Annotated in this window: 27 protein-coding genes; 17 read left to right on the forward strand and 10 right to left on the reverse strand. The window is 58.5% G+C overall.

Features of this window, described 5'->3' with window-relative positions; translation table 11 throughout:
- Positions 1 to 31 precede the first annotated feature (31 nt).
- The 9 genes from ACR0LX_RS08500 to coxB form a co-directional block, all read right to left on the reverse strand.
- A complete protein-coding gene (locus ACR0LX_RS08500; protein WP_480783536.1) occupies positions 32 to 616 on the reverse strand; it encodes a GNAT family N-acetyltransferase in 585 nt (194 codons plus the stop codon).
- On the reverse strand, positions 616 to 1,878 hold the full coding sequence (locus tag ACR0LX_RS08505) for a M16 family metallopeptidase (RefSeq protein WP_480783329.1): 1,263 nt from the start codon (positions 1,876 to 1,878) through the stop codon (positions 616 to 618). Before ACR0LX_RS08505 ends, ACR0LX_RS08500 begins: the two co-directional genes overlap by 1 nt.
- Positions 1,875 to 3,260 carry a threonine synthase gene (gene thrC, locus ACR0LX_RS08510; protein WP_480783330.1) on the reverse strand — a complete coding sequence of 462 codons (1,386 nt, stop codon included), beginning with the start codon at positions 3,258 to 3,260 and terminating at the stop codon, positions 1,875 to 1,877. The genes ACR0LX_RS08505 and thrC overlap by 4 nt, the downstream gene beginning before the upstream one ends.
- Positions 3,257 to 3,934, reverse strand: coding sequence for an SURF1 family protein (locus ACR0LX_RS08515; RefSeq protein WP_480783331.1), 678 nt, complete (start codon positions 3,932 to 3,934; stop codon positions 3,257 to 3,259). Before ACR0LX_RS08515 ends, thrC begins: the two co-directional genes overlap by 4 nt.
- A 156-nt stretch (positions 3,935 to 4,090) precedes the next feature.
- The gene (locus tag ACR0LX_RS08520) at positions 4,091 to 4,906 is read right to left on the reverse strand and encodes a cytochrome c oxidase subunit 3 (protein ID WP_480572101.1); all 816 of its coding nucleotides are present in this window, start codon (positions 4,904 to 4,906) and stop codon (positions 4,091 to 4,093) included.
- 22 nt (positions 4,907 to 4,928) lie between these two features.
- Complete coding sequence (locus tag ACR0LX_RS08525; RefSeq protein WP_480783332.1) at positions 4,929 to 5,504, reverse strand: cytochrome c oxidase assembly protein; 576 nt, start codon at positions 5,502 to 5,504, stop codon at positions 4,929 to 4,931.
- The gene (locus ACR0LX_RS08530) at positions 5,504 to 5,665 is read right to left on the reverse strand and encodes a hypothetical protein (RefSeq protein WP_480572095.1); all 162 of its coding nucleotides are present in this window, start codon (positions 5,663 to 5,665) and stop codon (positions 5,504 to 5,506) included. The genes ACR0LX_RS08525 and ACR0LX_RS08530 overlap by 1 nt, the downstream gene beginning before the upstream one ends.
- Complete coding sequence (cyoE, locus tag ACR0LX_RS08535; RefSeq protein WP_480783333.1) at positions 5,662 to 6,618, reverse strand: heme o synthase; 957 nt, start codon at positions 6,616 to 6,618, stop codon at positions 5,662 to 5,664. The genes ACR0LX_RS08530 and cyoE overlap by 4 nt, the downstream gene beginning before the upstream one ends.
- Positions 6,619 to 6,690: 72 nt before the next feature.
- Positions 6,691 to 7,602 (reverse strand): cytochrome c oxidase subunit II, encoded by a 912-nt coding sequence (coxB, locus tag ACR0LX_RS08540; RefSeq protein WP_480572089.1) that lies wholly within the window; start codon positions 7,600 to 7,602, stop codon positions 6,691 to 6,693.
- A gap of 176 nt (positions 7,603 to 7,778) precedes the next feature.
- On the opposite strand from coxB, the gene tldD reads away from it, so the two are divergent.
- From tldD to ACR0LX_RS08565, 5 genes are all read left to right on the forward strand, one after another.
- A complete protein-coding gene (tldD, locus tag ACR0LX_RS08545; RefSeq protein ID WP_480783334.1) occupies positions 7,779 to 9,200 on the forward strand; it encodes a metalloprotease TldD in 1,422 nt (473 codons plus the stop codon).
- A gap of 238 nt (positions 9,201 to 9,438) precedes the next feature.
- Positions 9,439 to 10,563, forward strand: a complete 1,125-nt coding sequence (gene dprA / locus ACR0LX_RS08550) for a DNA-processing protein DprA (RefSeq protein ID WP_480783335.1) — start codon at positions 9,439 to 9,441, stop codon at positions 10,561 to 10,563.
- 171 nt (positions 10,564 to 10,734) lie between these two features.
- A complete protein-coding gene (topA, locus tag ACR0LX_RS08555) occupies positions 10,735 to 13,350 on the forward strand; it encodes a type I DNA topoisomerase (protein WP_480783336.1) in 2,616 nt (871 codons plus the stop codon).
- Between the two features lie 90 nt (positions 13,351 to 13,440).
- Positions 13,441 to 14,145: a CoA transferase subunit A gene (locus tag ACR0LX_RS08560; RefSeq protein WP_480783337.1), complete on the forward strand. Its 705-nt coding sequence runs from the start codon at positions 13,441 to 13,443 to the stop codon at positions 14,143 to 14,145.
- Positions 14,145 to 14,771: a CoA transferase subunit B gene (locus ACR0LX_RS08565; RefSeq protein ID WP_480783338.1), complete on the forward strand. Its 627-nt coding sequence runs from the start codon at positions 14,145 to 14,147 to the stop codon at positions 14,769 to 14,771. The genes ACR0LX_RS08560 and ACR0LX_RS08565 overlap by 1 nt, the downstream gene beginning before the upstream one ends.
- Before the next feature lie 33 nt (positions 14,772 to 14,804).
- Here the strand turns inward: ACR0LX_RS08565 and ACR0LX_RS08570 are convergent, their stop codons facing one another.
- A complete protein-coding gene (locus ACR0LX_RS08570) occupies positions 14,805 to 15,671 on the reverse strand; it encodes a lytic transglycosylase domain-containing protein (protein WP_480572071.1) in 867 nt (288 codons plus the stop codon).
- A gap of 351 nt (positions 15,672 to 16,022) precedes the next feature.
- On the opposite strand from ACR0LX_RS08570, the gene ACR0LX_RS08575 reads away from it, so the two are divergent.
- From ACR0LX_RS08575 to ACR0LX_RS08630, 12 genes are all read left to right on the forward strand, one after another.
- The gene (locus ACR0LX_RS08575) at positions 16,023 to 16,226 is read left to right on the forward strand and encodes a hypothetical protein (RefSeq protein WP_480572068.1); all 204 of its coding nucleotides are present in this window, start codon (positions 16,023 to 16,025) and stop codon (positions 16,224 to 16,226) included.
- Between the two features lie 93 nt (positions 16,227 to 16,319).
- Entirely contained in the window at positions 16,320 to 16,514 is a 195-nt protein-coding gene (locus ACR0LX_RS08580; protein ID WP_480572065.1) for a Flp family type IVb pilin, read from the forward strand.
- A 182-nt stretch (positions 16,515 to 16,696) separates the two neighbouring features.
- On the forward strand, positions 16,697 to 17,578 hold the full coding sequence (gene cpaB, locus ACR0LX_RS08585; RefSeq protein ID WP_480783339.1) for a Flp pilus assembly protein CpaB: 882 nt from the start codon (positions 16,697 to 16,699) through the stop codon (positions 17,576 to 17,578).
- A 195-nt stretch (positions 17,579 to 17,773) separates the two neighbouring features.
- Complete coding sequence (locus tag ACR0LX_RS08590) at positions 17,774 to 19,180, forward strand: type II and III secretion system protein family protein (protein ID WP_480572059.1); 1,407 nt, start codon at positions 17,774 to 17,776, stop codon at positions 19,178 to 19,180.
- Positions 19,181 to 19,197: 17 nt separating this feature from the next.
- Complete coding sequence (locus ACR0LX_RS08595; protein WP_480783340.1) at positions 19,198 to 19,821, forward strand: OmpA family protein; 624 nt, start codon at positions 19,198 to 19,200, stop codon at positions 19,819 to 19,821.
- A 210-nt stretch (positions 19,822 to 20,031) separates the two neighbouring features.
- Positions 20,032 to 21,264, forward strand: a complete 1,233-nt coding sequence (locus tag ACR0LX_RS08600; RefSeq protein ID WP_480572053.1) for a CpaE/TadZ family protein — start codon at positions 20,032 to 20,034, stop codon at positions 21,262 to 21,264.
- A 17-nt stretch (positions 21,265 to 21,281) separates the two neighbouring features.
- A complete protein-coding gene (locus ACR0LX_RS08605; protein WP_480783341.1) occupies positions 21,282 to 22,718 on the forward strand; it encodes a TadA family conjugal transfer-associated ATPase in 1,437 nt (478 codons plus the stop codon).
- Positions 22,719 to 22,730: 12 nt separating this feature from the next.
- Entirely contained in the window at positions 22,731 to 23,699 is a 969-nt protein-coding gene (locus tag ACR0LX_RS08610; protein ID WP_480572047.1) for a type II secretion system F family protein, read from the forward strand.
- Between the two features lie 10 nt (positions 23,700 to 23,709).
- Positions 23,710 to 24,708 carry a type II secretion system F family protein gene (locus tag ACR0LX_RS08615; RefSeq protein WP_480783342.1) on the forward strand — a complete coding sequence of 333 codons (999 nt, stop codon included), beginning with the start codon at positions 23,710 to 23,712 and terminating at the stop codon, positions 24,706 to 24,708.
- A 4-nt stretch (positions 24,709 to 24,712) separates the two neighbouring features.
- The gene (locus ACR0LX_RS08620; protein ID WP_480572041.1) at positions 24,713 to 25,282 is read left to right on the forward strand and encodes a tetratricopeptide repeat protein; all 570 of its coding nucleotides are present in this window, start codon (positions 24,713 to 24,715) and stop codon (positions 25,280 to 25,282) included.
- A gap of 30 nt (positions 25,283 to 25,312) precedes the next feature.
- Complete coding sequence (locus tag ACR0LX_RS08625; protein WP_480783343.1) at positions 25,313 to 26,164, forward strand: tetratricopeptide repeat protein; 852 nt, start codon at positions 25,313 to 25,315, stop codon at positions 26,162 to 26,164.
- A 3-nt stretch (positions 26,165 to 26,167) separates the two neighbouring features.
- Complete coding sequence (locus ACR0LX_RS08630) at positions 26,168 to 26,713, forward strand: prepilin peptidase (RefSeq protein WP_480783344.1); 546 nt, start codon at positions 26,168 to 26,170, stop codon at positions 26,711 to 26,713.
- The last annotated feature ends 57 nt before the right edge of the window (positions 26,714 to 26,770 follow it).

Here is a 26,770-nt window from a genome sequence, read left to right on the forward strand (position 1 = left end):
CAGCCCCCCAGAATCGCAACGCAGGCGCCCTTTATCCCGCGTCGGTTTTGCCGCGCCGGTCCGAGCGCAGGCTGGCATACAGCACATGCGTCCGCCACCGCCCGTTGATCTGCAAGTAGGACTGCGCCACACCTTCGTACTTGAACCCCGAGCTTTCCAGCAGCCCGCGCGAAGGTTTGTTTTCGGGCAGGCACGCGGCCTCGATCCGGCTCAGGTCGAGACGGGTGAAGGCGTGATGCACAACCGCGCCGATCGCTTCGCGCATATACCCCTGCCGGGCAAAGGCCTGCCCGGTCCAGTAACCCAGCGTACCAGCCTGCGCCGGACCACGGCGCACGTTGTCCAGCGTGATCGCCCCCAACAGGGCGTCATCCGAGCGCCGAAACAGAAACAGCGGAATCGCGGTTCCGCTGGCCACCGAGCGCTGCGCCCAATAGACCCGGTTGGTGAAGGACTTGCGGCTCAGGTGATCCTTGGCCCAGATCGGCTCCCACGGGGTGAGATATTCCTTGGATGCTCGACGCAGCGCCGCCCAGGTATTGAAATCGGAATGCACCGGTGGGCGCAGGCTCAGGCGCTCGGTTTCGAGTTTCAGCTTGCGTCGGCCCAGTAGCATCACGCCGCGCGCCTCTCCTGCAACTCGGCCAGCGTTGGTGCGCCAGAGACCGGCCCGTAAAGCGCCAGCGCTGCGCGGGCGCGGACGGCCATCTCTTCGGCAAATCCGCGCACATCCTCGGTGCTGACCGCATTAATCTTGGCAATCGTGTCTTCCAGCGATGGTACGGCACCCCAGATCTGAACCAGCCGGGCCAGACGTTCCGCCCGGTTCGAAGGGCTTTCCAGCCCCATGAGCATCCCCGCCTTCATCTGCGCGCGGGCACGGGCCACCTCTTCGGCGCTCATGTCTTCGGCGGCGCGCTTCATCTCGTCGACAGTGATCGTTGCCAACTCACCCACCTGATCCGCCGAGGTTCCGGCGTAGATCGTGGTCGTGCCAGTGTCGGCATATGCCCCGGTCTGCGCAAAAATCGTATAGCAAAGGCCACGCGACTCGCGGACCCCCTGGAACAGCCGCGACGACATACCCCCGCCCAAAGCGGTCGAGTATATCTGCGCGGTATAGATCGCATCGTCGCGGTAGCCTGGACTTTCCAACGCCAGGGCAAAATGCGCCTGTTCCAGCTCTTTCTCCTGCCGCGCCTCACCACCGGTGAACCGCGCCGTTTCAGGGATCAGACCCTTGCGGGGTTGCAGATGACCAAACATCTCTTCGGCCATCTTCATCAGCGCGTCGTGGTCCACCGCACCGGCGGCGGACAGGATCATCTGGTCCGGGCCGTAATGTTCCGCCACAAAGCCCGACAGGTCCTCGCGCGAGAACGCGCTAACCCGTTCCGAGGGGCCCAGAATGGTCCGGCCCAGCGGCTGATCGTGATAGCTCTGCTCCTGCAGCCAGTCAAAGATCACATCGTCCGGCGTGTCATAGGCCTGGCCGATCTCCTGCAGGATCACGCCGCGTTCGACCTCGATCTCGCGCGGGTCGAAAACCGGGTTCAGAACGATGTCACCGATCACATCCATGGCCAACGCCACATCGTCTTTCAGAACCCGCGCGTAATAGGCCGTGACCTCGCGCGAGGTGTAGGCGTTGATGTATCCACCCACATCCTCGATCGCCTCGGCGATTTGCAGCGCGGAACGACGCTCGGTCCCCTTGAACGCCATATGTTCAAGGAAATGCGCGATGCCGTTCTGCTCGATCCGCTCATGCCGCCCTCCGGCGGTTACCCAGATGCCGATGGCCGCAGATTGCAGCCCCGGCATATGTTCACTGACGATACGAAAGCCGTTCTTCAGTTGGTCTTGTCTGACAGTCACTCAGCGATGTGCCTTCTGATATGATCCTCAAGGGCACCCAGATCGTTGGCAATGCGGGTCACCCGTTCCGGACGTTCATACAGATCAGACATGCGGGATGGAAGAGGCGGATGTTCGCCGCTCGCCTTCTCGACCGCAGCCGGGAATTTCGCCGGATGCGCGGTGGCCAAAGTGATCATCGGAGCGTCCGAACGATGCTCTTCCGCGACCTTGATCCCAACAGCCGTGTGTGGGCAGACCAGTTCCGCGCTATGGGCCAGCGTGTGTTTGATTGTCTCCAGCGTTTCATCCTCGGACACGCGCCCCGAGTCGAAATTCTCTCGCAGCGCTTCCATCGCGCCCTGGCTGACGTTGAAGCCGCCGGTCTTGAGCTCATCCATCAACTGCGCCACAGCGCTGCCGTCCTCGCCATAGGCATAATACAGCGCCCGTTCAAAGTTCGAACTGACCTGAATATCCATCGACGGGCTGATCGAGGGGATGGTCTCGCCCTTGAAATACCCCTCACCCGACAGGCACCGATGCAGAATGTCGTTCTGGTTGGTCGCAACCACCAGCCGGTCAATCGGCAGCCCCATGCGCTTGGCCAGATAGCCCGCGAAGATGTCGCCAAAGTTGCCGGTCGGCACGGTGAAGCTGACCTTACGGTGCGGCGCGCCTAGGCTGACGGCAGCCGAGAAATAATAGACGATCTGCGCCAGAACACGGGCGAAGTTGATCGAGTTTACGCCGGCCAGTTTCACGCTGTCACGGAAATCGAAATCGTTGAACATATCCTTCAGCGCGGCCTGACAATCATCGAAATCGCCATCGACGGCCAGCGCGTGCACATTGCTGTGCGCAGGTGTCGTCATCTGGCGGCGCTGCACTTCGGACACGCGGCCATGGGGGAACAGGATAAATACATCCACCGCGTCCAGGCCGCGGAACGCCTCGATGGCGGCCGAGCCGGTATCGCCGCTGGTCGCACCAACGATTGTCACACGGTCCCCTCGCCGTTTCAGGGCAACCTGGAACAATTGACCAATCAACTGCATGGCAAAGTCTTTGAAAGCCAGCGTCGGCCCGTGGAACAGTTCCAGCAGGAAATGGTTCTCGTTCAACTGCTTTAGCGGCGCCCGTGCGTCGTGACCAAAGCCTTCGTAGGCGCGCGCAATGATGGCCTTGAACTCGTCCTCAGCAAATGAGCCACTGACATAGGGCCACATCACACGGAACGCGATCTCTTCATAGGGCAGGCCAGCCAGCGCAGCGATCTCATCATGGCTCATCACCGGGATCTCGGCGGGCAGATACAGGCCGCCGTCGCGGGCCAGCCCGGTCAGCATCGCTTCTTCAAACGTCAGTTCGGGCGCTTGGCCACGGGTCGAGATGTATTTCATTGCTCTTCTCTCTCAGAAGGGGTGCGGCTGCGCCACAGGAAATAGCCGGTCATTGCGGCCCAGACCAGAGCCAGACCAAACCATGTGACCGCGTATTGCAGGTGATCGTTCGGGATGCCCGCCGTGTCCACCGGCAGCGGCGTCACGTTCGGATCCGTCTCGGACCTTGCGATCAGCAGCACGGGGTCAGCGCCCAACGCGGCGGCCAGATTGGGTATGTCACGCGCGAACCAGATGTTGGCTTCTATGTCGGGCTCGGGCGTATAGCTGTCGATCTCATCCGGCCAGTGCAGATTGCCCGTGATTTGCATCGAACCAATCAGGCGCTCTGCATCCTTGGCGGTCGTCGGAACAAAACCACGGTCCACCAGAATGGTCCGCCCTTCAGTACTGAAGGACTGGATGATCCGGTACCCCGCCCCAACCTGTTTGACCGAGACCAGAACGTGTATCTCCCCAGGCACCATTTCACCGGAAACGGTCACGGGAAGGTACTTGTCCGCAGCGACCGAAACCTGCGACGGCAGGTCGATGGGGTCTGCCGAGATGCGGGTTTCTATCTCGTTCAGAAACTCCTGCTTCCAGGCCAACCGCTGCACCTGCCAAACGCCCAGCCACAGCAGCACGCCCAGACCAGCGACACCGAATATCAGCAGGAACAAAGTACGGCGCATGGCGGGGCAAAACCTTCTTGCAGGAACCGGCGTCTTGTTAAGGGGCGAGCCCGGCGATTTGCAACCGCCCAATTGTATCGGGCGCAATTTTGCACCCGGAATAGCGAAAAAGCCGCCCCAAGGGGCGGCTTTTGCAACTGGATTGTCCTGGCTGCGCTACATCAGCGGGGCCTGCCCCCAAATGTAGACGGCAAAGAACAGGAACAGCCAGACAACGTCCACGAAGTGCCAGTACCAGGCCGCCGCCTCGAAACCGACGTGTTTCTCAGGCGTGAAATCTCCGCGCAGCGCCCGGATCAGACAGACCGACAGGAAGATCGTTCCGATGATCACGTGGAAACCGTGGAAACCGGTTGCCATGAAGAAGTTCGAATAGAACTGATCGTCGCCAAACTTCCAGCCTTCATGCGCCAGCAGTTCATAATATTCGAAACCCTGTAACGCAGTAAACGCGATGCCCAGAACGATACCGATGGCCAGACCGTTGATCAGGGCTTTGCGGTCGTTGTCATGCACCAGCGCGTGGTGCGCCCAAGTGATGGCACAGCCTGACAGCAGCAGGACCAGAGTGTTGATCAGCGGCAGGTGGAACGGGTCGACTGCGTGGATATCCGGCTGGATGTATTCGGTGCCGGCATAGTCGTACATCGGATACATGCGATGCTTGAAGAACGACCAGAACCAGGCAAAGAAGAACATCACCTCGGACATCACAAACAGGATGAATCCATAGCGCAGACCAATGCGCACGACCGGCGTGTGATCGCCCTGACGGCTTTCAACCACAACCTCGGACCACCAGGCGAACATGGTGTAGAGAACACCGATCAGGCCCATCCAGAAGATCCACGGGGTGATCCCATGCATCCAAAGAACGGCTCCGAACAGCATCACAAAGCCGGATACCGCGCCGATCAGTGGCCAGATCGACGGGTTCAGAATGTGATAATCATGGTCTTTTGCGTGTGCCATCAGAGTCCCTCACCTAAAGGCGTTAGTTCGTGTTTGTATCTGCCTGCGGATCGAGGGCGGCATAGCCCTCGGGCAGGTCAATTTCGTAGAATGTATACGACAGCGTTATCGTATGCACGTATTTGGCTTCCAGATCTTCGACCATTTCGGGGTCGACAAAAAAGGTCACCGGCATCTGCACCGTTTCGCCCGGTTGCAGCACCTGCTCTTCAAAGCAGAAACAGGCGATTTTCTGAAAGTACCCTCCGGCGGAATACGGCGCGACGTTATAGGACGCCTGCCCCGCGATCGGACGATCCGTCGGATTGTGTGCTTCGTAAAAGGCCAGTCCGGTTTCGCCGATACGCACTTCCATCTCGCGTTCGACCGGCTTGAACTCCCAGGCCATATCCTTGGCTTTCGAGGCGTCAAAACGGACGGTAACGGTGCGATCCAGAATATCGTCGGGTGCGGTCGCGCTGACACCGGTGGTGCCGCCGAAACCGGTCACACGGCAGAACCAGTCGTAAAACGGTACCGCAGCCCAAGCGAGGCTGCCCATAAGGACAACCACACCCACGGTTTGGACCACCGTTTTCTGAGGTCCCGACATCGCCATCAGTTCTGCACCTCTTCGCTGGCCATTCCGAAATCCGTTCCGGATACCTTGACGACCGTCAGGCCGAAAATGATCACGATAAACGCCGCCAGTGTCAGCCCGACCCCAAGGTTGCGGCTGAACCGACGCTGATGCAATTCGTGGCTTTTGCGCAGGCTCATGACCAGCCTCCCAGCCCATAGGGCTTTAACAGGGCTTCGACCAGGATCGCTCCGAAATGCAGGAACAGGTACAGCAGCGAGAGTTTGAAGAACCCGCGCTCGATCTTGAAATTGTCGGCTTCCGCGTCGTCCTCGGTCCGGCGCGAGATCTTCCACGCCCCCCGCAGGAACAGCGCATTCATCACAATTGCGACCGCCAGATAGACCGGCCCACCGATACCCGAAAAGGCGGTCCCAACTGCCAGCAACGCCAGCAGAGCGGTATAGATCAGAATATGCCAGCGGGTGGCGCGGCGGCCATGGGTGACCGTCAACATCGGCACGCCCGCATCGTCGTAGTCCGAGCGCATAAACAGCGCCAGCGCCCAGAAATGCGGCGGCGTCCACATAAAGGTCAGGGCGAACATCAGCCAGGGCTCCAGCGTCATCGATCCTGTCGCCGCAACCCATCCGATCACCGGTGGAAATGCCCCTGCCGCGCCGCCGATCACGATATTCTGCGGCGTCGACCGTTTCAGCCACATCGTGTAGATCACGACATAGAAAAAGATGGTGAAGGCCAGAAACGCACCTGCAAACCAGTTGGTCGCAAGGCCAAGCATGATCACGGACAGGCCGGACAGGGCCAGACCTAGTGCAAGCGCCTCGCCCTCTTCTACTTTGCCGGATGGAATCGGGCGGCCCTTGGTGCGCTTCATTACCTTATCGATATCCGCATCCCACCACATGTTCAGCGCACCCGACGCGCCGCCGCCGATGGCTATGAACAGGATGGCGCAGAAGCCGACAAAAGGATGCACCGGGACCGGAGCCGCCAGCAGACCGACCAAAGCGGTAAATACGACCAGCGACATAACGCGTGGCTTGAGCAAGGCGAAATAATCGCCAAAGCTGGCCTCGTCCGCGCGGTGCTGCGCAGAGACGGTGCTGGCATTGATGCTTGCGTCGCTCATGTCCGGTCCTTCTAGGGCGAAAGCTGCGCGATCACCGCGCAGCCTGCATGTGTTAACCAGGCCGCAAAGGGCTTAGTTCGAGGCAACCTCGTAAGTTGCGGGGGCACCCGCATATTCTTCCAGAGCGCCTTGCAGCCATTGCTCGTAAGCCTCTTCGCTCACAACCTTGACGGTGATCGGCATATAGGCGTGGTCCTTGCCGCACAGTTCCGAACACTGACCGAAATAGATGCCTTCCTTGTCAGCCTGGAACCAAAGCTCGGCCAGACGACCGGGTACGCCATCCTGTTTTACGCCAAAGGACGGGATCGTCCACGCATGGATCACGTCCGATGCGGTCACCTGCATTACGATGATTTTGCCAACTGGCACGACCACAGCGGTGTCTGTGGCCAGCAGCCATTCGTCTTCGCTGTAACCGGCATCGGTCAGCTTGGCCCGCATCGCGTCGTCCAGAACAAACGGGGTGACGTCGGCATCCGCAGGGCGTGCGCCTTCGTCGAGCGTGGCGGGATGGCCCAGTAGATAGCTGTCAAAGGCGAAGTCGTGGTCAACATACTCGTAGGTCCAGTACCACTGGTTTCCCACGACCTTGATCACGACATCCCCTTCCGGAATCTCCTGCTGCTTGAACAGAACCGGAAGCGAGAATGCCCCGATGAAAACCAGAATCAGGATCGGACCCAAGGTCCATGCAATCTCGACCGGGGTATAGTGCGAGAATCGCGCAGGGGTCGGATTGGCGCGCTGATTGTAGCGCACGATGCAGTAGATCAGCAGACCGGCGACAAACAGGCAGATCACGGTGATGATCACCAGAATCATGTTGTCCAGACGCTGAATCCCTTCGGCAAGGCTGGTGGTCGCAGGCTGGAAACCAACACCGCCGGCAACCGGCTTGCCAATAATCTCAAGCTCCTGAGCCATGGCGGGAAGGCTGGAGAGGGCAGTTGCAAGCCCCGAAAGCATCAAAGCATTCTTCATTTTCTGTCCTGATCGTTTGATCTTTGCGTCTCTGGCGAAAAGGTGTGAATCGGTCGCACCTCTCCCGTTGTCTTTGGCCGCGTTAAAAACCATATTCCGTCGGGTAGATAAAGCAAAATGCTTGCGTCAAACAGACGCTATTTTTGATCTGGATCAAACCCGAAAGGTCCCAACTGATGTCGAACGACCCGTTTCGCGCGTTTGAAAGCGCTCTTCCGCAGGATGAGGCGCTTGCGGTTCTGCAATCTGCAACCGCCGGTGCCGAGGATGGGGAGCTCTATGTAGAACGACGCAAATCCGAATCTCTGGTCTTTGATGACGGGCGCCTGCGCACCGCATCCTATGACGCGTCCGAAGGATTTGGCCTGCGCGCAGTGCAGGGCGACGTTGCCGGTTACGCCCATTCGACCGACGTGTCGATCCCGGCGCTGAAACGCGCGGCGGAAACCGCCCGTTTGGCTGTGGGCGAAGGCGGGGGCACATTGGCCGACCCGCCGCGCGCCACCAATACGCGGCTTTACACGGACGAAGACCCGATCGAAACCGCAGGTTTTCCGGTTAAGATCGAGACCCTGCGCGAGATCGACGCCTTTTCCAGGGACCTGGATCCTCGCGTCGTGCAGGTCAGCGCAACCATCGCTGCCGCCGTGCAAGAGGTCGAGATCTTGCGCCCCGACGGCGTTCTGGTCCGTGATGTACGGCCCATGACCCGCCTGAACGTCTCGGTCATCGTCGAACAGAATGGTCGACGGGAAAGCGGCTCGGCCGGGGGTGGCGGCCGCGTTGGTTTGAACGGTCTGATCGATCCTTCCGACTGGCAGGCCAAGGCGCGCGAGGCGTTGCGCATCGCGTTGGTAAACCTCGACGCGGTGCCTGCCCCGGCTGGCGTGATGGAGGTGGCGCTCGGTCCCGGCTGGCCCGGCATTCTGCTGCACGAGGCTATCGGGCACGGCCTGGAGGGTGACTTCAACCGCAAAGGCAGCTCGGCCTTTGCCGGGTTGATGGGGCAGCAGATCGCCTCGAAAGGCGTGACCGTGGTGGACGATGGCACAATCGCGGATCGGCGCGGTTCGATTACCATCGATGATGAAGGTACCCCCAGTTCACGTACCGTGCTGATCGAGGATGGGGTTCTGACGGGCTATATGCAGGACCGCCAGAACGCGCGCCTGATGGGTGTCGCGCCCACCGGCAACGGTCGACGTCAAAGCTATGCCCACAAACCCATGCCCCGTATGACCAACACGATAATGCTGGGCGGGGATGCCGATCCGGCCTCACTGGTGGCAGACATCAAGGATGGCATCTGGGCGGTCGGATTCGGTGGCGGGCAGGTCGACATTACCAATGGCAAGTTCGTATTCTCCTGCACCGAAGCCTATCGCGTGGAAAACGGCAAAATCGGTGCTCCGGTCAAAGGGGCGACGCTGATCGGTGACGGGCCTTCGGCCCTGAAACGTATTCGGGGGCTTGGCAATGACATGGCGCTGGATCCCGGCATGGGTACTTGTGGCAAAGACGGGCAATGGGTTCCGGTCGGTGTCGGCCAGCCAACTGTTCTGATGGATGGGCTGACTGTGGGCGGGTCCGCAGCCTGAGGCAGAATCGGATGAATGACAGTGGCGCAACGTTAACGCTGCGCCGCCAATTGGCTTTGGCGCAACAAGGATTGGATGAAACCTGTATTTGGCATTGTCTAATTTTCTCTTTTGTTTTCATGCAATTAAATTCGGTTACGGAAATTGAGTGGCAAAAATTCTCATCTAATTTTCCACGATTCACAGCCTGTTAACCCCGGTGCTCGTAAACCAGTTCTGCAATCAGGCGGAGCATCGGATGACCGAAGAGCAGCTTTCTTCCAATCACCCCCCACTCCCACCCACCACGGAAGAGGACCGGTTTTCCTGGCTTCGTCTGTTGCGCTCGCGCAAGGTTGGTCCGGCGACGTTTCGTCGGTTGCTGCGCGAACATGGCTCGGCGCAGAATGCGCTGACCGCGCTGCCGGAAATGGCGCGCGCCGCTGGAATAGAAGGGTATGAAATCTGCCCCCCCGGCGTGATCGAGGCGGAACTCAAGGCCGCAAAAGCCGCCAAAGCGCGGCTTTTGTGCCTTGGGGGCGCCGATTTCCCGCAAGCACTGAATGATCTGAATGACGCACCGCCTCTGCTATGGGCCATTGGAGATGTATCGTTGCTGCAATCTCCGGCAGTTGCCATGGTCGGTGCCCGGAACTGTTCGTCGCTTGGCGCCCGAATGGCGCGAGGGCTCGCAACCGATTTGGGGCAGAAGGGACATGTCATTGTCTCGGGGTTGGCGCGCGGCATCGATACTGCAGCGCATTTGGCGGCCTTGGACACAGGCACGGTCGCGGTCATGGCAGGCGGCGTCGACGTTATCTATCCGGCTGACAACACGGATCTGGCGCGTGAAATAGCAACCAAAGGCCTGCGCGTGTCCGAACAGCCGATGGGTGTGACACCACAGGCCCGGCACTTTCCGCGTCGCAACCGCATTATCTCGGGCCTCGCGCGCGCGGTCGTCGTGGTCGAAGCCGCCGCCAAGTCCGGCAGCCTGATCACGGCGCGCGACGCCTTGGATCAGGGCCGCGAAGTTCTAGCCGTCCCCGGCCATCCCTTTGACGCGCGGGCGGCGGGCTGCAACCTGTTGATCCGGGATGGCGCGGTCCTCGTCCGTTCGGCATCGGATATCCTTGAGGCGCTGCCGTCGCAGGACCAGTTGCCCTTGATACCCGCAACTTCCGCGGTCATGCCGGAACAGGTTCCGGTTCAAGATCTGCACGCGCAAATTCTGGATCGTCTTGGCCCTTCGCCCATCGCCGAAGATCAATTGCTGCGCGATATTGCAGCCTCGGCAGGTCAGCTTGGCCCCGCATTGGTGGATCTTGAGCTGGAGGGGCGAATCCAACGTCAGCCGGGTGGCCTGTTGTCGTTGGCAAGTTGACAAGATCGCTGCCGTTCACCGTTGTCCGAGCGTACACCAGGCACCTCTACAGCACTGAATTCAAATCGGTTTTGGGACATTTGAAGGAACGCATTGACAATTCCACCTTGCCCCACACATTTTGCAACACCATAAGAGGCGCTAAATCCGTCGAGCGAGGTTTCCCCCTAAATGCCTGTAGTTGTTGTAGAATCTCCGGCCAAAGCAAAAACAATCAACAAATATCTCGGCCCCGACTACACGGTTTTGGCCTCGTATGGGCATGTTCGCGACTTGCCCCCCAAGGACGGATCGGTCGATCCCGACCATGAATTCGCAATGACATGGGAGGTTGGAAACGACAGCCGAAAGCATGTCAAAGCCATCGCCGACGCGCTGAAAGATGACAACGCGCTGATCCTGGCCACCGACCCCGATCGCGAGGGCGAGGCGATCAGTTGGCACCTTCAAGAGGCGCTGACCAAGCGCCGCTCGATCAAAAAGGACACGCCGGTCAGCCGCGTGACCTTCAACGCGATCACCAAAGATGCCGTGACCGAGGCAATGCAGAACCCGCGTGAAGTCGATATGCCCTTGGTTGAGGCCTATCTGGCCCGGCGCGCGCTTGACTATCTGGTGGGCTTCAACCTGTCTCCTGTATTGTGGCGCAAGCTGCCGGGCGCAAAGTCCGCAGGCCGCGTGCAATCCGTCTGCCTGCGTCTGATCGTCGAACGCGAGATGGAGATCGAGGCATTCAGGCCGGTCGAATACTGGTCGGTCCGCGCCCAGTTTGAAACGCCACGTGGGCAAACGTACGAGGCACGACTGGTCACTCTGGCCGGCAAGAAGCTGGACAAGCACGATCTTGCAAACGCCACGCAGGCAGAACTGGCGGTTCAGGCGATCACCAGCCGCGCCTTGAGCGTGACCTCAGTTGAGGCCAAGCCCGCCGCGCGCAACCCCTCTGCCCCATTCATGACCTCGACCCTGCAACAGGAGGCCAGCCGTAAGTTCGGAATGGGTGCACGGCACGCGATGCAAGTGGCGCAGCGTCTCTATGAGGCCGGATACATTACCTATATGCGAACTGATGGCATTGACATGGCACCCGAGGCCGTGGCCGCCGCGCGCGACGCGATCACGGATCGCTATGGCGCGGAATACGTGCCGGACAGCCCGCGCATGTATAAGAACAAGGCCAAGAACGCGCAGGAAGCCCACGAGTGCATTCGCCCGACGGATATGGCGCGCGATGCCAAGGCGCTGAAGGTTACCGACGAGGATCAGCGCAAACTCTATGATCTGATCTGGAAACGCACGATCGCCTGCCAGATGGCCGCCGCTCGGCTGGAACGCACCACTGTTGAGATCGGCAGCGATGACGGTCAGGTCGGACTACGCGCCACCGGCCAGGTGGTACTGTTTGATGGCTTCATGCGCGTCTATGAAGAGGGTCGCGACGATGTTGTCGATGACGATGACAAACGTTTGCCGCAGATCATGCAGGGCGATCCAGCGCGTTTCGCAAAGACCTCATTGCGCGACCAGTTCGCCAAAGCGACCAGCGAGTCGGACAAGGCGGCGATTCTAGCCGAGAACGAAGCCGTTCTGGCCCTGCAACACCACACGCAACCGCCGCCGCGCTATACCGAGGCGACTCTGGTCAAACGAATGGAAGAGCTGGGGATTGGGCGCCCATCGACCTACGCGTCGATCGTGACCACGATCCAGGACCGCGAATATGTGCGCAAGGACAAGAATCGACTGATCCCCGAGGAAAAGGGCCGGATCGTCACGATCTTCCTTTTGAATTTCTTCCGGCAATATGTGGGCTATGAGTTCACCGCCAACCTCGAGGAAGAACTCGACGATGTCAGCGCCGGTGACCGCGACTACAAAGATCTGCTGGGCAAATTCTGGCGCGACTTCTCGGCGGCAATCGGCGAGACGTCGGAACTGCGCATTTCGGAAGTGCTGGACAGGCTGGACGAAGCGCTTGCGCCTCAGCTGTATCCGCCGCGCGAGGACGGGTCCGATCCGCGCATCTGTCCGAAATGCGGTGTCGGTCAGCTGCACTTGAAAACCTCACGCACAGGCGGCTTTGTAGGTTGCGGCAACTATCCCGAATGCACCTATACGCGGCCCATCGCAGGTGAAGGGGCCGAGGGCGAGGAACGTCTGCTGGGCGAAGATGCTGGTGACGAGATCTGGCTGAAATCCGGACGGTTCGGCCCATATGTACAACGCGGCGAACCGACGCCCGAGAACAAGAAACCCCCGCGCGCTTCGCTGCCCCGCGGCTGGAGCAAGGATGACATGGACCTGGACAAGGCGCTAACGCTTCTGTCCCTGCCCCGCCAGATTGGTGAACACCCCGAAGGCGGTTCGATCAGTTCGAATTTCGGGCGGTTTGGCCCATATATCATGCATCAACTGCCGAATGAGGCAAAACCGGTCTTTGCCAATCTCAAGGACCCGAACGACGTGTTCGAGATCGGCATGAACCGCGCGGTCGAACTGCTGGCTGAAAAGCGGGCCAACCCGGGGCGCGGGCGACGGGCCGCCGCCAAGCCGTTGAAAGAACTCGGCGAACACCCCGATGGCGGCGTGATGCAGGTTCTGGACGGGCGCTATGGGCCATATGTGAAATGGGAAAAGGTCAACGCCACCATTCCCAAGGACATAAAACCCGAGGACGTGACGCAGGAAATGGCCATCGAACTGGTCAACGAACGCGCGGCCAAGAAAGGGACCAAAAAGAAAGCTGCCCCCAAGAAAAAGGCGACAACCAAGAAGGCGGCGGGATAGGTAGAAATACCACAACCCCCTAGGTTTTGTTGACTTCACAACGACATGGCGGCACAACCTGCACATCACCATGTCATTGGGGGAGTTTCCATGAAGAAAATCTATGCCAATGCCACCGAAGCACTGGACGGAGTGCTGAAGGATGGCATGATGATCGCGGCGGGCGGGTTTGGCCTGTGCGGTATACCGGAATTGCTGCTTGAGGCCATCAAGGACGCCGGCACAAAGGACCTGACATTCGCGTCGAACAATGCGGGCGTCGACGATTTCGGTATCGGCATTCTGCTGCAGACCAAGCAGGTCAAAAAGATGATCAGCTCCTATGTCGGCGAGAACGCGGAATTCATGCGTCAATACCTCTCGGGTGAGCTTGAGCTGGAATTCAATCCGCAAGGTACGCTGGCCGAGCGCATGCGCGCCGGTGGAGCAGGCATTCCCGGTTTCTATACCAAGACCGGTGTCGGTACCGTGATCGCCGAAGACAAGGAGCACAAGGACTTCAACGGCGAAACCTACATCATGGAAGAAGGCATCTTTGCAGATCTTGCCATCGTCAAGGCCTGGAAGGCCGATGACACCGGCAACCTGATCTTCCGCAAGACTGCTCGCAATTTCAATGTGCCCGCAGCGACCTGCGGCAAGATCTGCATCGCCGAGGTCGAGGAAATCGTCCCACGCGGCTCGCTGGATCCGGACGCCATTCACCTGCCAGGCATCTATGTGCACCGCATCATTCAGGGCACCCACGAAAAGCGCATCGAACAGCGCACCACCCGTAAGAAGGAGGAAGCATAATGCCCTGGGACCGCAATCAAATGGCCGCGCGCGCGGCACAGGAACTGGAAGACGGCATGTATGTGAACCTCGGCATCGGTATTCCGACGCTGGTGGCGAACTATGTGGGCGACAAGGACATCACCCTGCAATCGGAAAACGGCATGCTGGGCATGGGCCCTTTCCCGTTTGAAGGCGAAGAAGACCCGGACCTGATCAATGCGGGCAAGCAGACGATCACCGAACTGTCCCGCACCTCGTATTTCGACAGTGCAACATCGTTCGCGATGATCCGCGGCGGCAAGATTGCCGCAGCTGTTCTTGGTGCGATGGAAGTCGATGAAGAAGGTGATCTTGCCAACTGGATGATCCCCGGGGTGCTTGTCAAAGGCATGGGCGGTGCGATGGACCTTGTGGCCGGTGTCGGTCGGGTGATCGTAGTGATGGATCACACCAACAAGCATGGCAAGTCCAAGCTGTTGAAGAAATGCACCCTGCCTCTGACCGGGAAAAAGGTGGTGAACCGCATCATCACCAACCTTGGTGTTTTGGATGTTGTCGAAGGCGGCCTTAAGATCGTTGAGCTCGCCGAAGGTGTCACCGAAGACGAGATTCGCGCCGCCACCGAGGCGCGACTCGTCAACTGACGGTAAACGGGCTCGCCTCTGGGTGGGCCCGTCTTAGTTCAGACCCTGAAAGACACAGCCATCCGATAGGAACACGGGTGGTGAGGTGCACAATGCGCTGGCGACTTGAAACGCGGCCAGCACCTTTGGGACATAATCGCGCGTTTCCGCATAGGGCGGTACGCCACTGTGTTTGCGGACGGCCCCTTCCCCGGCGTTATATCCGGCAAGAACCAGAATCGGGTCGTTCCCGAACTCTTCCATCAGCCAGTCCAGATATTTCACACCGCCCCGGATGTTCTGATCGGGCTTCAGGCTATCCTGAACGCCGAACCGCGCCGCTGTTGCAGGCATCAGTTGCATAAGCCCCTGCGCGCCCGCCGAACTGACCGCGTCCTCACGTCCTGCCGATTCAACCGAAATGACTGCCAAAACGAGGGCGGGCGAAACATCCGTCCCCACGGTCGAGCGCAATATGTCCACGCCGCGTTGCCGAGCGATGTTCTGTAGCGTCTGCAACCGCGGTGCTGAAACGCCGACTTGCGAGGCCGCCTGAACGGCCTGCCGTAGACGACCCGAGCTTGCCTGCGACATCTCTGGCGAGACGCGGTTCCAGAACGCCTTGTAGGACCCGACAGGCTTGGTCGCGCCTTCTATGCGCAATGGTACCGACTCGGGTGGCGTCGCGCGCGCTATGACCTCGGGCACGTCGATTGTCGAACCTGTGCTGGGAGCCGAAGGCGCGTTCGCGTGCTCTTCGGGGGTAATTTGGATGGTGACGCGTGGGCGTGTCCCCGGTGCCGGGGCCTTGATACGCTTAAATGCACCTTCCGGGACCTGCTCGGTCGCGGAAACGGGTGCCACACAAGTTAACAGAAACGCCGCAACACCGGCGCATGACACTGCATTCCGGAAATTCATTTTGCCTGCCTCAGTTCTTCTTTTGGTTTATTCTGAACACCGAATTCCCCTGCAACACCAGAAAAACAAAGCGAAATGGGGCAATTTCGCCTCATTTGCCGTAAATTTGCATCGCTCCTGCTCGGGCGACAAAAAAAGATGAGATGATTTTCTGTTTAATTACAATTGGTTGTGAAAATTCCGGAAAAAAAGTTAAGCTTTGAGCAAAAAAAACTGCGTTTGGCCCAATTCCTGCCACGCACCACAGGCAAACATATTCCCATGCCGAGACGATCGGGAGCGGACTGAGAGAGAAAGCTCTGAAAGACGCCGAGGTTAGATTACTTTTGGATCCTTTAGGAGGGACGTAACATGATCAAGTTCTTCAAGAACTTCCGCAAAGACGAAGACGGCGCCGTAACTGTAGACTGGGTCGTTCTGACCGCAGCCGTTGTTGCACTGGCCGCAATTGCTTACAACCAGGTTCGTCAGGGTGCCAGCGATCTGGCCGGTGACGTGAACACCGCGCTGCAGGGTGCAACGGTTGGTTCGATCAACCTGGGCAACGGCAGCTAAGCTTTAGCTTAAGTTAGATTTGATGGGGGCCATGTCTTTTGTAGGAAGGCATGGCCCTCGTTTTATCCAGGAATTGGAATCTGGTGGCGTACCATGTTGAACAGGTTACATGATTATTGGCGCGACGAAGATGGTGCGGTCACGGTTGACTGGGTCGTTTTGACAGCAGGCGTGGTTGGGCTGGGTGCCCTTATGTACTTCTATCTTCAAGAGCCGATTCAGAATATCGACGAATCCACCGGCCAGGCCCTGGCAGGCGTCGAAGTGCAAGAAATCACCTTCGACTGACCGACAAACACGCGCCTCATTGGCGCTGTTTGCCCGAGTAGAGTTGAGAGTTTGATTTCCGACCAACGCACCAGAATAAGTTCCGACATTGTCCCCTTTTTCGACACAATTCGAATTTAATCTGGATACTGAACCGGCGCTATGCGCCGTCTTGAATCTGAATAAAGCCGAATGAGGGAAGAATGCGAGCTGTTTTTGGACTTGTGCTGATCATCGGGGTCGCTCTGGCCGGTGGAGCGGTCTACCTGGCGCGCGAATACATCACGGAAAACCGGGCCAAGCTGGATCAGGAGCGCCAGTTGCGCGAAGAGGCATTGGCCAAGGCCAGGGCGGAATTCGTACCAACCGTCAGTGTTTTGGTCTCGAACCGCGCCCTGAGATACGGCGAAGAACTGACGGCCGAGGACGTTCAGATCGTCCAGTGGCCGGAAAATGCGATCCCCGAAGGAACGTTCCTGGCGATGGAAGAACTTTTCCCCGACATCCGTGACAACGAACGTTACGTGCTGCGCGCGATGGAAAAGGACGAGGCTTTGATGGCCGTCAAGCTTACCAAACCCGGTGAGCCGGCGGGACTGACATCGCAGCTTGGGCAGGGAATGCGCGCTTTTGCCATCAGCGTTGACGTTGCGTCCGGTGTTTCCGGTTTTCTGCGGCCCGGAGACGTCATTGACGTGTATTGGACCGGCTCGTTGCGCGGAACTGGTAGCGGTCAGGGCGAGATCACACGTCTGATCGAGACAAATATTGAACTTATCGCTGTTGACCAGACCTCGGGCTCGGATGTCACGGGAACGACCATCGCGCGCACTGTCACCGTCAAGGCAACCCGTGAACAGGTCGCCATCCTTGCTCAGGGTCAGAATACTGGTCGGTTGTCGCTGGCTCTGGTTGGTGCACAAGACGAGACAACAGTGGCCAGTGTTGTCGAGGTGGACCAGCGCAAGCTGTTGAATATTCAGGAAACGGCACCCGCTCCGGAAGTCCAAGCAGAAGAAGTCTGCACGATTCGGACCCGCCGTGGCGGCGAAGAGGTTGAAACAAGAATACCCTGCACAAACTGACGAAAATTCAGACTGTTACCAGCTATGGGTCGCGCTATATGCGCGACCTTTTTGATTCTGATGTTGCGCATTGTCCACATAAGGAAAATTCCGGAAACCATTGATTATTGCAATAAATCCGGAATTGGCGCAGGGTTCTGAACCATAGGGCATAAGACCCAAAAAAATCGAGTGGTGATCGGAGAGGCAGGTCACATGACAATACGTTCCTGGATCAGCGCAACCCTGCTGGGGTTGACGCTTGTTGTAGGTCCAATCGGCGATGCCGCTTGGGCTGAAAATCTACGCGTGGTTAAGAAGGGCACGGCGGAAACGCTGGATGTTCCTATCAACCGCGCCATTGTGGTGGAAAGCGAACAACCGTTCGCAGATATCAGTATCGCCAACGCGGGTATCGCGGACATCTCAACGCTTTCGGACAGGACGATCTATATCCTGGGTCGCGCGCCGGGTTTGACGACCCTTACGATGTTCGACGGTGCCGGCAATCTGATCACAAACGTCCGGGTGCGGGTTGCACCGGATGTTTCAGAATTCAAAGAGAGGCTGCGCCAGATCCTGCCAAACGAGCAGATCGAGGTGCGCACCGCAAATGACGGCATTGTCCTGTCCGGCACCGTATCCAGCAGCGCCCGTCTTGCACGCGCTCTGGAACTAGCCGAACGCTATGCGCCCGAGCGGGTTTCCAATCTGATGAGTGTTGGTGGCGTCCAACAGGTCATGCTGAAAGTCCGGTTCGCCGAGATGAACCGGACGGTTGCCAAGAACCTGTCGGCGTCATTGGGCTTTGGCGGCGGTGACGTCACTGCCGGTTTCGGCTCTCTGAACAACCAGGGCGCGCTGAACAACGCAATCGCAAACAACATCCCGCTGGCACAAACCAATACCGGCGCGATTCTGTTTGGCTTTGGCGCAGGCTCAACACAGGTTCGTCTTCTGATAGAAGCGTTGGAATCCAAGGGCTTGGCACGTAGTCTGGCCGAACCGAACCTGTCGGCCCTGTCCGGTCAGGAAGCTGAGTTTCTGGCCGGTGGTCAGGTACCGATCCCGGTTCCGCAGGACGAAGGTGTGATTGCAATTGAATACCGCAGCTTCGGCGTTCATCTCCTGTTTACACCGCGCGTTGTCGACGGCGACCTGATCAACCTTGAGATGGCCGCATCGGTTTCGAGCATCGACCAATCGCAGAGCTTTACAATTCAGGGCGACGCGGTTCCCAGCTTTATCGTTCGCGACACCAAGACGTCTGTCGAATTGCGCGACGGTGAGAGCTTTGCGATCGCCGGTCTGATTCAGGACGACTTTGCAGATCTCAACAACCAGGTGCCGTGGCTGGGAGACGTGCCGGTCCTTGGCGCTCTGTTCAGAAGTGCTCAGTATCAGCGCCAGCAAAGCGAGCTTGTCATCATCGTGACGGTGCATCTTGTGACGCCGACACGCGGCGAAGCCCTGGCTTTGCCGACGGACCGTGTCAAACCGCCCAGCGAATTTGACCTGTTCGTCAACGGCAATGTGGCCCGTACTGAGCGGGCTGGCAGCGGCGCAGCCTCGGAAGTGGCCAAACAGGACTTTGGCGGTTCTTACGGCTATGTCCTGGATTGATGGAGAGGATGGAACCAATGTATAAGTTGTTTATAACACTGGGTCTTTCGGTCGCTGTCGTGGGATGTACACGCGAGGCCGGTTACGAAATCGACCAGGGCGCATTTGGCAACGCGACGCTGAACAACGTGCAGGTCATGAACGGTGAACTGAGCTACGGGCAGATCCTGGCCCAGCGATTCGCGGCCGAAGTTCCGACTCAGATCAACTTTGCCTTTGACAGCTCGCAGCTGGATGCATCGGCGCAGCGGATCCTGCTGCAGCAAGCCGCCTGGATCAAACAGTTCCCCGAAGCGCGGTTCCGCGTCTACGGGCACACGGATGCTGTCGGCTCGCAGGCCTACAACAACGCTCTGGGATTGCGCCGCGCAAATGCCGCCGTCGCGTTCCTGACGCGGCAGGGCATCTCGCGCTCGCGGCTTGAAGCTGTTGTTTCCTTTGGCAAAACCAAGCCACTGGTCGCGACTCAGCAAAGGGATCGCCGCAATCGCCGTACTGTGACCGAGGTGTCCGGATTTGTGGACAACCACCGCAATATCCTGGACGGAAAGTACGCCGAGGTGATCTATCGCGAGTATGTCGAAAGCGCGACCCGCGAAAGCTATATCCAGCGCGAAGACGCCAGCAGCGGCGACGAATAAGTCGGAACAATAAACCGAAATCGGGCGGCATCGTCGCCCGTTTCCCTACAATTGGTTCTTTTGCGCCCAATTCTTGCCCAACTTCCAAGCGACGTTGCGAACAATTGGGTGACCTGCGGCCAGAATTGACCGCACAGGGCGACAGCAAATCAGAACAGCTCCTTTCACGTTCGTACGGTTTGTTCAGCCCTCTCGACGAGGATTGAGTTAATGACGAGCGCAACGCCGCAAGACGAAAACACCGCCATCCTGGCCTGCACCATCAGCCGGGATGTCCAGAATTTCGACCTTCTGATCGAAGACATGGAAACCGCTCTGGGTGAGCGTTGGGGGGATTTGGGATTTGCCGAAGCGCTTGCATTCTTCAGCCAACCCGAGGCGGAATCGCTGCAATTTGTTGCACTTGCGCTGGATGGCGAAGACGAAGACAACCTGACCCTGATGGGTGAGATCATCACCCAGGCCAAAGAAAAGGGCATCAAGGTCGTCCTGATCGCCGAAGATGTCACTCCGGCCTCGCTGCACCAGCTGTTGCGTAAAGGGGCTGACGAGTTTGTCCCCTACCCGCTTCCGGAAAACGAGTTGCAGGAAGCAATCGACCGCATGAACAAGCCCGACCCGGTGGCGGCTCCGCAGGCGAACGTTGCAATGACGCAGGGCGAATCAAAAGAAGGCGCCCTGTTTGTCGTTCACGGGCTCGCGGGCGGCGTGGGCTCGACAACCCTGGCCGTAAACCTTGCGTGGGAACTGGCGACCGTGTCTGACAAGGACGCCCCGTCGGTTTGCCTGATTGATCTGGACATGCAATACGGCACCGTATCGACCTATCTGGATTTGCCGCGGCACGAAGCGGTGTTCGAGATGTTGTCAGACACCGCCTCGATGGACGAAGAGTCCTTTGGCCAGGCGCTGCAAACCTATGAAGAAAAATTGCAGGTCCTGACCGCCCCGTCAGATATGGTCCCTCTGGACATCATCACGCCAGACGACATCCAAAAGGTCATCAATACAGCGCGCAACCATTTCGACTATGTGGTCGTCGACATGCCCAAAACTCTGGTGCATTGGTCTGAAACCGTCCTTCAGGCTGCCCATGTCTATTTCGCGCTGATCGAATTGGACATGCGCTCGGCTCAGAACGCGTTGCGCCTGAAGCGGGCATTGCAGGCCGAGGAACTGCCGTTCAACAAACTGCGTTTCGCCATGAACCGCGCCCCGAAATTCACCGATCTGAATGGTAAAAGCCGCGTCAAGCGCATGGGCGAGAGCCTTGGCATTTCGATCGATCTGCATCTGCCCGATGGCGGCAAACAGGTCATGCAAAGCGGCGATCACGGTTTGCCCCTGGCAAATTCGGCGGCCAAGAACCCGCTGCGTCGGGAAATCGCAAAATTGGCACAGTCGCTGCACAGCCTTGGCAGCAGCAACGCTGAGGCCGCGTAAAACGAGGGAGAGCTGCCGTGTTTTCACGATACAAAAAAGAACCTGCTCAGCCGGTCAAGTCCGAAGCGCCTGCGGCAGCCCCGACCGCGACGCCAGAGCCGGCCGCCTCGACCACAGCTGTGGCGCGCAAACCAGTGCAGAAAAAGTCTGCCGAAGTTGTCGGTAACGACCGCGAACGCAAACGCAAAGAGCGTTTGGGCGAAATCAAGCAGGAACTCCATCGCGAATTGCTTGAAAACCTGAACCTCGCGGCCCTTGAGAATGCTGCTGAGTCCGATCTGCGGACCGAAATCAGCGCCATTTCCAGCGAGATTCTGGAATCGCGCAGCATCGTCCTGAACCGGGAAGACCGCACCCAGCTCAACAAAGAGCTATATGACGAAGTCACCGGCCTGGGCCCGCTTGAGACCCTGCTGCAGGACGACACCGTCAACGATATTCTGGTAAACGGTCCGCAACAGATTTTCGTGGAACGCGCCGGTAAGCTGGAACTCAGCGACATTACGTTCAAGGACGAAAAGCACCTGATGCGGATCATCGACAAGATCGTGTCCGCCGTGGGCCGTCGTGTCGACGAATCCAACCCTTATGTTGACGCCCGTCTGGCCGACGGTTCGCGTTTCAACGCGATGGTACCACCGATTGCGGTGGATGGTTCGCTGGTCTCGATTCGTAAGTTCAAGAAGGACAAGCTGGGCATTGACGATCTGGTCAATTTCGGCGCCTTCACCGAAGAAATGGCCGCCTATTTGCAAGCCGCTGTGTCGACCCGCCTGAATATCATCGTTTCGGGTGGTACGGGTTCCGGTAAGACGACCACGCTCAACGCGCTGTCCAGCTTTATCGACGATGCCGAGCGCATCCTGACGATCGAGGACACGGCGGAACTCCAGCTGCAACAGACCCATGTGGGCCGGATGGAAAGCCGCCCGCCCAACGTCGAAGGCAAGGGCGAGGTCAGCCCGCGTGACTGTCTGAAAAACGCTCTGCGCATGCGTCCCGACCGCATCATCGTCGGCGAAACGCGTGGCGCCGAGGTGATCGACATGCTCCAGGCCATGAACACCGGCCACGACGGATCGATGACCACAATCCACGCCAACTCGGCCCGGGATGGTATTTCCCGTCTGGAAAACATGATTGCGATGGCCGGGATCGAGATGCCGATCAAGGCGGTCCGCAGTCAGATCTCATCAGCGGTGAACCTGATCGTACAGGCCAGCCGTCTTCAGGACGGTTCGCGCCGCATGACCTCGATCACCGAGATCACGGGCATGGAAGGTGACGTCATCTCGATGCAGGAAATCTTTAAGTTCCAGCGCGTTGGCCTGACCCCCGACAACAAGATCATCGGTCATTTCACTGCCACCGGCGTCCGGAGCCACTTCTCCGAACGATTCCGTCTGTGGGGCTTTGATCTGCCCTCTTCGATCTACGACCCAACGGCGATGTAGGAGACATTTGCTATGACACTGCCTGTCGAGGCGCTAATCTACGTCGTTATCTTCGTCGCGGTTCTGTTTCTGGTCGAAGGTATCTATCTGGTCGCTTTCGGAAAGTCGATCAGCCTGAACAGCCGCGTCAACCGCCGGTTGGACATGATCGACAAGGGCGTCGGTCGCGAGGAGGTTCTGGAACAGCTGCGCAAGGAAATGCAGCAGCACATGAAAACCCAGAGCATTCCGCTCTATTCACTGCTGGCCGACAAGGCGCAAAAGGCGGCGATCGCTTTCAGTCCGAAACAGCTGATCATGGTCATGGTTCTGGTTTCTGGCCTGGCCTTCATGGCGCTAAGCATGGCAACGGCGACCGATACCGTGCTGCGCGCGGCGCTATCGGGTGCCATCGGCATCGGAGCCGTTTATGCCTGGGTCAACAACAAGGCCAAGAAACGCATGGGCCTGATCGAAGAACAACTGCCCGACGCGGTTGAGCTTATGGTCCGGTCGCTGCGGGTCGGTAACCCCTTTGTCTCGTCTGTTCAGATTGTCGCCTCCGAGGTCGAAGACCCGCTGGCGACGGAATTCGGCGTGATTTCGGACGAAGTTGCCTATGGCCGCGACGTGGGTGAGGCGCTCAAAGATCTGGCCGAGCGTCTGGACATGCAGGATTTGCGCTTTCTTGCTGTTGCCGTTTCGATCCAGCAACAATCAGGTGGTAACCTGGCCGAGATCTTGGCCGGTCTGGCCAAGGTGATCCGGGCCCGCTTCCGGTTGTTCCGCCGCGTCAAAGCCATCACCGCCGAGGCACAGTGGTCCGGCAAGTTCCTGTCCGGCTTCCCCCTGGCCTGCCTTGTATTCATTCTGGTCAAAGACCCGAATTATTATGACGAAGTCATGAATGAACCTTACTTCATTCCGGCCTGTTTCTTCGTGGGGATCATGCTGACATTGAACATCATCGTCATGAAAATCCTGACAAACATCAAGGTCTGAGGGCGCTGCCATGGAATTCCTCTCGTCTATCAACGCTTTCTTGACCGAGCATCTCGGCGAATTCGGCCCCCTGATCGTCGTGGGTGTGTTGGGATTGTTCATGATCCTTGTCACCGTCCCGCTGATGCTGAACCAGCCGGAAGATCCGCTGAAAAAATTGCAGCGCTCAAACTCAGCGCCCAAGAAGGGCAAGAAAGAGAAAAAGGAACGCCTGCGGCAATCCGGCCAGAACGAGCAGCTTGAGAAATTTGCGACGTTCCTGGAGCCCAAGGACAAAGAAGAATACACCGCCGTTCAGCTCAAACTGCGGCAGGCCGGGTACCAGTCCAAGGATGCGGTGCGGTTCTTTCATTTTTCCCAGTTCGCGCTTGGCATTATCGGCCTTCTGATCGGTGTCTTGCTTCTGACGGTATTTGCCGGTGATCAGGAATTTGACGCAACCCAGATTGGAATTCGTCTGCTGGTGCCCGGGTTTATCGGGTACTTCATTCCGAAATACTGGATCACCCGCCGCGTCGCGGAACGGCAGGAGGCGATTACCGCCGGTTTCCCCGACACGCTTGACCTGATGCTGGTTTGCGTCGAGGCCGGGCAATCTCTGGATCAGGCGATTGTGCGTGTGGCGTCAGAGATGAAAGCCTCCTACCCCGATATCGCCACCGAGTTTGAGGTCGTCGCCTACGAGATGAAGGCCGGTAAGGAAAAGGACTCGGTTCTGCGCGACTTTGCAACGCGCTGCGGTGTGCAGGATGTCAGCGCATTTGTAACCGTGATGATCCAGTCGGCGACTTTCGGCACATCCATTGCCGAGGCTCTGCGGGTTTACGCTGGCGAGATGCGTGACAAACGCGTTATGCGCGCCGAAGAGGCCGCAAACAAGTTGCCAACCAAAATGACACTTGCGACAATGATGCTGACGGTTCCCCCGCTTCTATTGATCCTGGTCGGCCCATCGGCCAAAGGTATCATGGATTTCGGCAACGGAGCCGGTCCGGGAGTTGGCGGATAAACGCATGAAATCAGCAGGTCGCGCCCTGCGCAAAATCCTCAAAGCCACCGCGGTTCTTGCCCTGGTGGCTTCTTGCTCGGAACCGACCCTGCCGGAGGATCCGTTCGCGCCGGGCGTGGATCTGGACGGCCCCAACGTTGATCAGGTGACTGTCGGCAACCGGTTGATGAGCGCGGGTGAGTACGAACTGGCGCTCGAGGCGTTTACGCGCGCGGCGCTGGAACAGGGCATGACCCCGCAAATCCTGACATCGCTTGGAACAGCCAATCTTGGCCTGCAACGTATCGGACAGGCTGAGCCCTTGTTGCGCCGGGCGGTCGACGAAGATCCCGATTGGCCGGTGGCCTGGAACAATCTGGGTGTGTTTCTGGTCGAAACCCGTCAGTATTCCGAAGCTGCACAGGTGTTTCAGCGTGCCTATGCGCTGGACAATGGCGAAAGTGACGCAATCCGGGACAATCTGCGGTTAGCTCTCGCAAAAATGGAAAATCCTGTTAATAATACCCCACAAGAACAAGAATTTGAGCTGGAACGGCGCGGCGACGGAGAATACGTACTGCGCAAAACCCAGTAACAGAGGTTAAGAGCAGTAAAGGACGCAAAAATGCGCCAACCCTTCTTGATTCCGACTGTCATCGCGTGCGGGGTAGTCCTGTCCGCTTGTGCAAAAGAAACCGAGGAAGAAAAGGTCGAGCGCACCTTTCAGGAAGTCAACGTCATCGACGAAACCAACCTGAACGAAGTGCTGTTGACCGCTGCCGATCCGAATGAGGCGGTGACCTATTTCCACGGTGCAGTCCAGAAACACCCTGATCGCATCGACCTTACCCGGGGGCTGGCCATCAGCCTGACCCGCGCGAACCGCAACACCGAGGCTTCGGCAGCGTGGAAACGCGTGACGGAAATGAGCGGCGCCAACAATGCAGACAAGGTCGAATACGCCGATGCGCTGGTGCGCGCGGGCGAATGGAGCAAAGCCAAGGCAACGCTGGACAAAATTCCACCTACCTATGAGACCTTCAAGCGCTACCGTCTTGAAGCTCTGGTTGCGGATTCCAGAAAAGACTGGAAACGCGCGGATCATTTCTATGAGACCGCCGTTGGCCTGACCACGCGACCCGCAGGCGTCATGAACAACTGGGGTTATTCAAAGATGGCTCGCGGCCAATATACCGAGGCCGAACGCCTGTTCACCGAGGCAATCCGTCAGGACAGATCCCTGTTTACCGCCAAGAACAACCTGGTTCTGGCCCGCAGCGCGCAGGGCAACTATGGTATGCCGGTCATCCCGATGACCCAGATTGAACGCGCCCGTCTGCTCAATACGATGGGGATTTCTGCGGTCAAACAGGGTGACCTGAACACGGCCAAGAACCTGTTCCGCGAAGCCATCGCAACCCATCCGCAGCATTTTGACGAGGCGGTCCGATCCCTGCGAGCGCTTGAGGAAGCCTGATCCATGACCATCCCAGCGTCGGCGGCCGCGTGGTTTTTGCCATTCGTGCTGCCGATCTGTTTCTACGTCGCATTCACCGATATGCGTGAAATGCGGATCAAGAACTATGCGGTAAAAGCCCTTGTGTTCGTGTTTGTTCTGGTCGGCCTCATCGCCTTGCCGCCCTGGTCGGGACCATGGGTGCCCGGCAACCTGGGGCCGCTTTCATTTTCCCTGCCGACCTATGCCTGGCAATTGCTGCATATCCCCGTGGTCTTGCTTGTCGGCATCGTTATGAACGCCGCAGGTGCCATGGGGGCAGGCGATGCCAAGTTCTGCGCCGCAGCCTCGGCCTTTATCTGGGCCGGGGACTTCATGGTTCTGATGATGATCTTGATGGCCTCGACGCTGGGCTCGGTTGCGGCGCATCGTCTGGCCAAACACACGGCTCTGCGTCAGATCGCGCCCCATTGGAAAAGCTGGGATCGCGGTAAAAAATTCCCGATGGGGCTTACACTTGCCGGGTGTCTTTGCATGTATTTGATCCTCGGTATTATTTACGGCTCGTAAACAATCATCGCTCCGCCACGCCCGTGCCTTGGTACTGCCACAAAGCCGGGCCAGATT

This window comes from Ruegeria sp. CH11, from assembly GCF_056537105.1.

Coding starts and splice junctions, on each gene's coding strand:
- ACR0LX_RS08575 (WP_480572068.1), top strand. CDS start 16,023: ATGATCAAGTTCTTCAAGAACTTCCGCAAAGACGAAGACGGCGCCGTA.
- ACR0LX_RS08525 (WP_480783332.1), bottom strand. CDS start 5,504: ATGGCGATGTCGGGACCTCAGAAAACGGTGGTCCAAACCGTGGGTGTG.
- thrC (WP_480783330.1), bottom strand. CDS start 3,260: ATGAAATACATCTCGACCCGTGGCCAAGCGCCCGAACTGACGTTTGAA.
- ACR0LX_RS08625 (WP_480783343.1), top strand. CDS start 25,313: ATGCGCCAACCCTTCTTGATTCCGACTGTCATCGCGTGCGGGGTAGTC.
- dprA (WP_480783335.1), top strand. CDS start 9,439: ATGACCGAAGAGCAGCTTTCTTCCAATCACCCCCCACTCCCACCCACC.
- ACR0LX_RS08515 (WP_480783331.1), bottom strand. CDS start 3,934: ATGCGCCGTACTTTGTTCCTGCTGATATTCGGTGTCGCTGGTCTGGGC.
- topA (WP_480783336.1), top strand. CDS start 10,735: ATGCCTGTAGTTGTTGTAGAATCTCCGGCCAAAGCAAAAACAATCAAC.
- cyoE (WP_480783333.1), bottom strand. CDS start 6,618: ATGAGCGACGCAAGCATCAATGCCAGCACCGTCTCTGCGCAGCACCGC.
- ACR0LX_RS08610 (WP_480572047.1), top strand. CDS start 22,731: ATGACACTGCCTGTCGAGGCGCTAATCTACGTCGTTATCTTCGTCGCG.
- ACR0LX_RS08565 (WP_480783338.1), top strand. CDS start 14,145: ATGCCCTGGGACCGCAATCAAATGGCCGCGCGCGCGGCACAGGAACTG.
- ACR0LX_RS08560 (WP_480783337.1), top strand. CDS start 13,441: ATGAAGAAAATCTATGCCAATGCCACCGAAGCACTGGACGGAGTGCTG.
- ACR0LX_RS08620 (WP_480572041.1), top strand. CDS start 24,713: ATGAAATCAGCAGGTCGCGCCCTGCGCAAAATCCTCAAAGCCACCGCG.
- ACR0LX_RS08570 (WP_480572071.1), bottom strand. CDS start 15,671: ATGAATTTCCGGAATGCAGTGTCATGCGCCGGTGTTGCGGCGTTTCTG.
- coxB (WP_480572089.1), bottom strand. CDS start 7,602: ATGAAGAATGCTTTGATGCTTTCGGGGCTTGCAACTGCCCTCTCCAGC.
- ACR0LX_RS08520 (WP_480572101.1), bottom strand. CDS start 4,906: ATGGCACACGCAAAAGACCATGATTATCACATTCTGAACCCGTCGATC.
- ACR0LX_RS08595 (WP_480783340.1), top strand. CDS start 19,198: ATGTATAAGTTGTTTATAACACTGGGTCTTTCGGTCGCTGTCGTGGGA.
- ACR0LX_RS08500 (WP_480783536.1), bottom strand. CDS start 616: ATGCTACTGGGCCGACGCAAGCTGAAACTCGAAACCGAGCGCCTGAGC.
- ACR0LX_RS08600 (WP_480572053.1), top strand. CDS start 20,032: ATGACGAGCGCAACGCCGCAAGACGAAAACACCGCCATCCTGGCCTGC.
- tldD (WP_480783334.1), top strand. CDS start 7,779: ATGTCGAACGACCCGTTTCGCGCGTTTGAAAGCGCTCTTCCGCAGGAT.
- ACR0LX_RS08580 (WP_480572065.1), top strand. CDS start 16,320: ATGTTGAACAGGTTACATGATTATTGGCGCGACGAAGATGGTGCGGTC.
- ACR0LX_RS08630 (WP_480783344.1), top strand. CDS start 26,168: ATGACCATCCCAGCGTCGGCGGCCGCGTGGTTTTTGCCATTCGTGCTG.
- ACR0LX_RS08590 (WP_480572059.1), top strand. CDS start 17,774: ATGACAATACGTTCCTGGATCAGCGCAACCCTGCTGGGGTTGACGCTT.
- ACR0LX_RS08615 (WP_480783342.1), top strand. CDS start 23,710: ATGGAATTCCTCTCGTCTATCAACGCTTTCTTGACCGAGCATCTCGGC.
- cpaB (WP_480783339.1), top strand. CDS start 16,697: ATGCGAGCTGTTTTTGGACTTGTGCTGATCATCGGGGTCGCTCTGGCC.
- ACR0LX_RS08530 (WP_480572095.1), bottom strand. CDS start 5,665: ATGAGCCTGCGCAAAAGCCACGAATTGCATCAGCGTCGGTTCAGCCGC.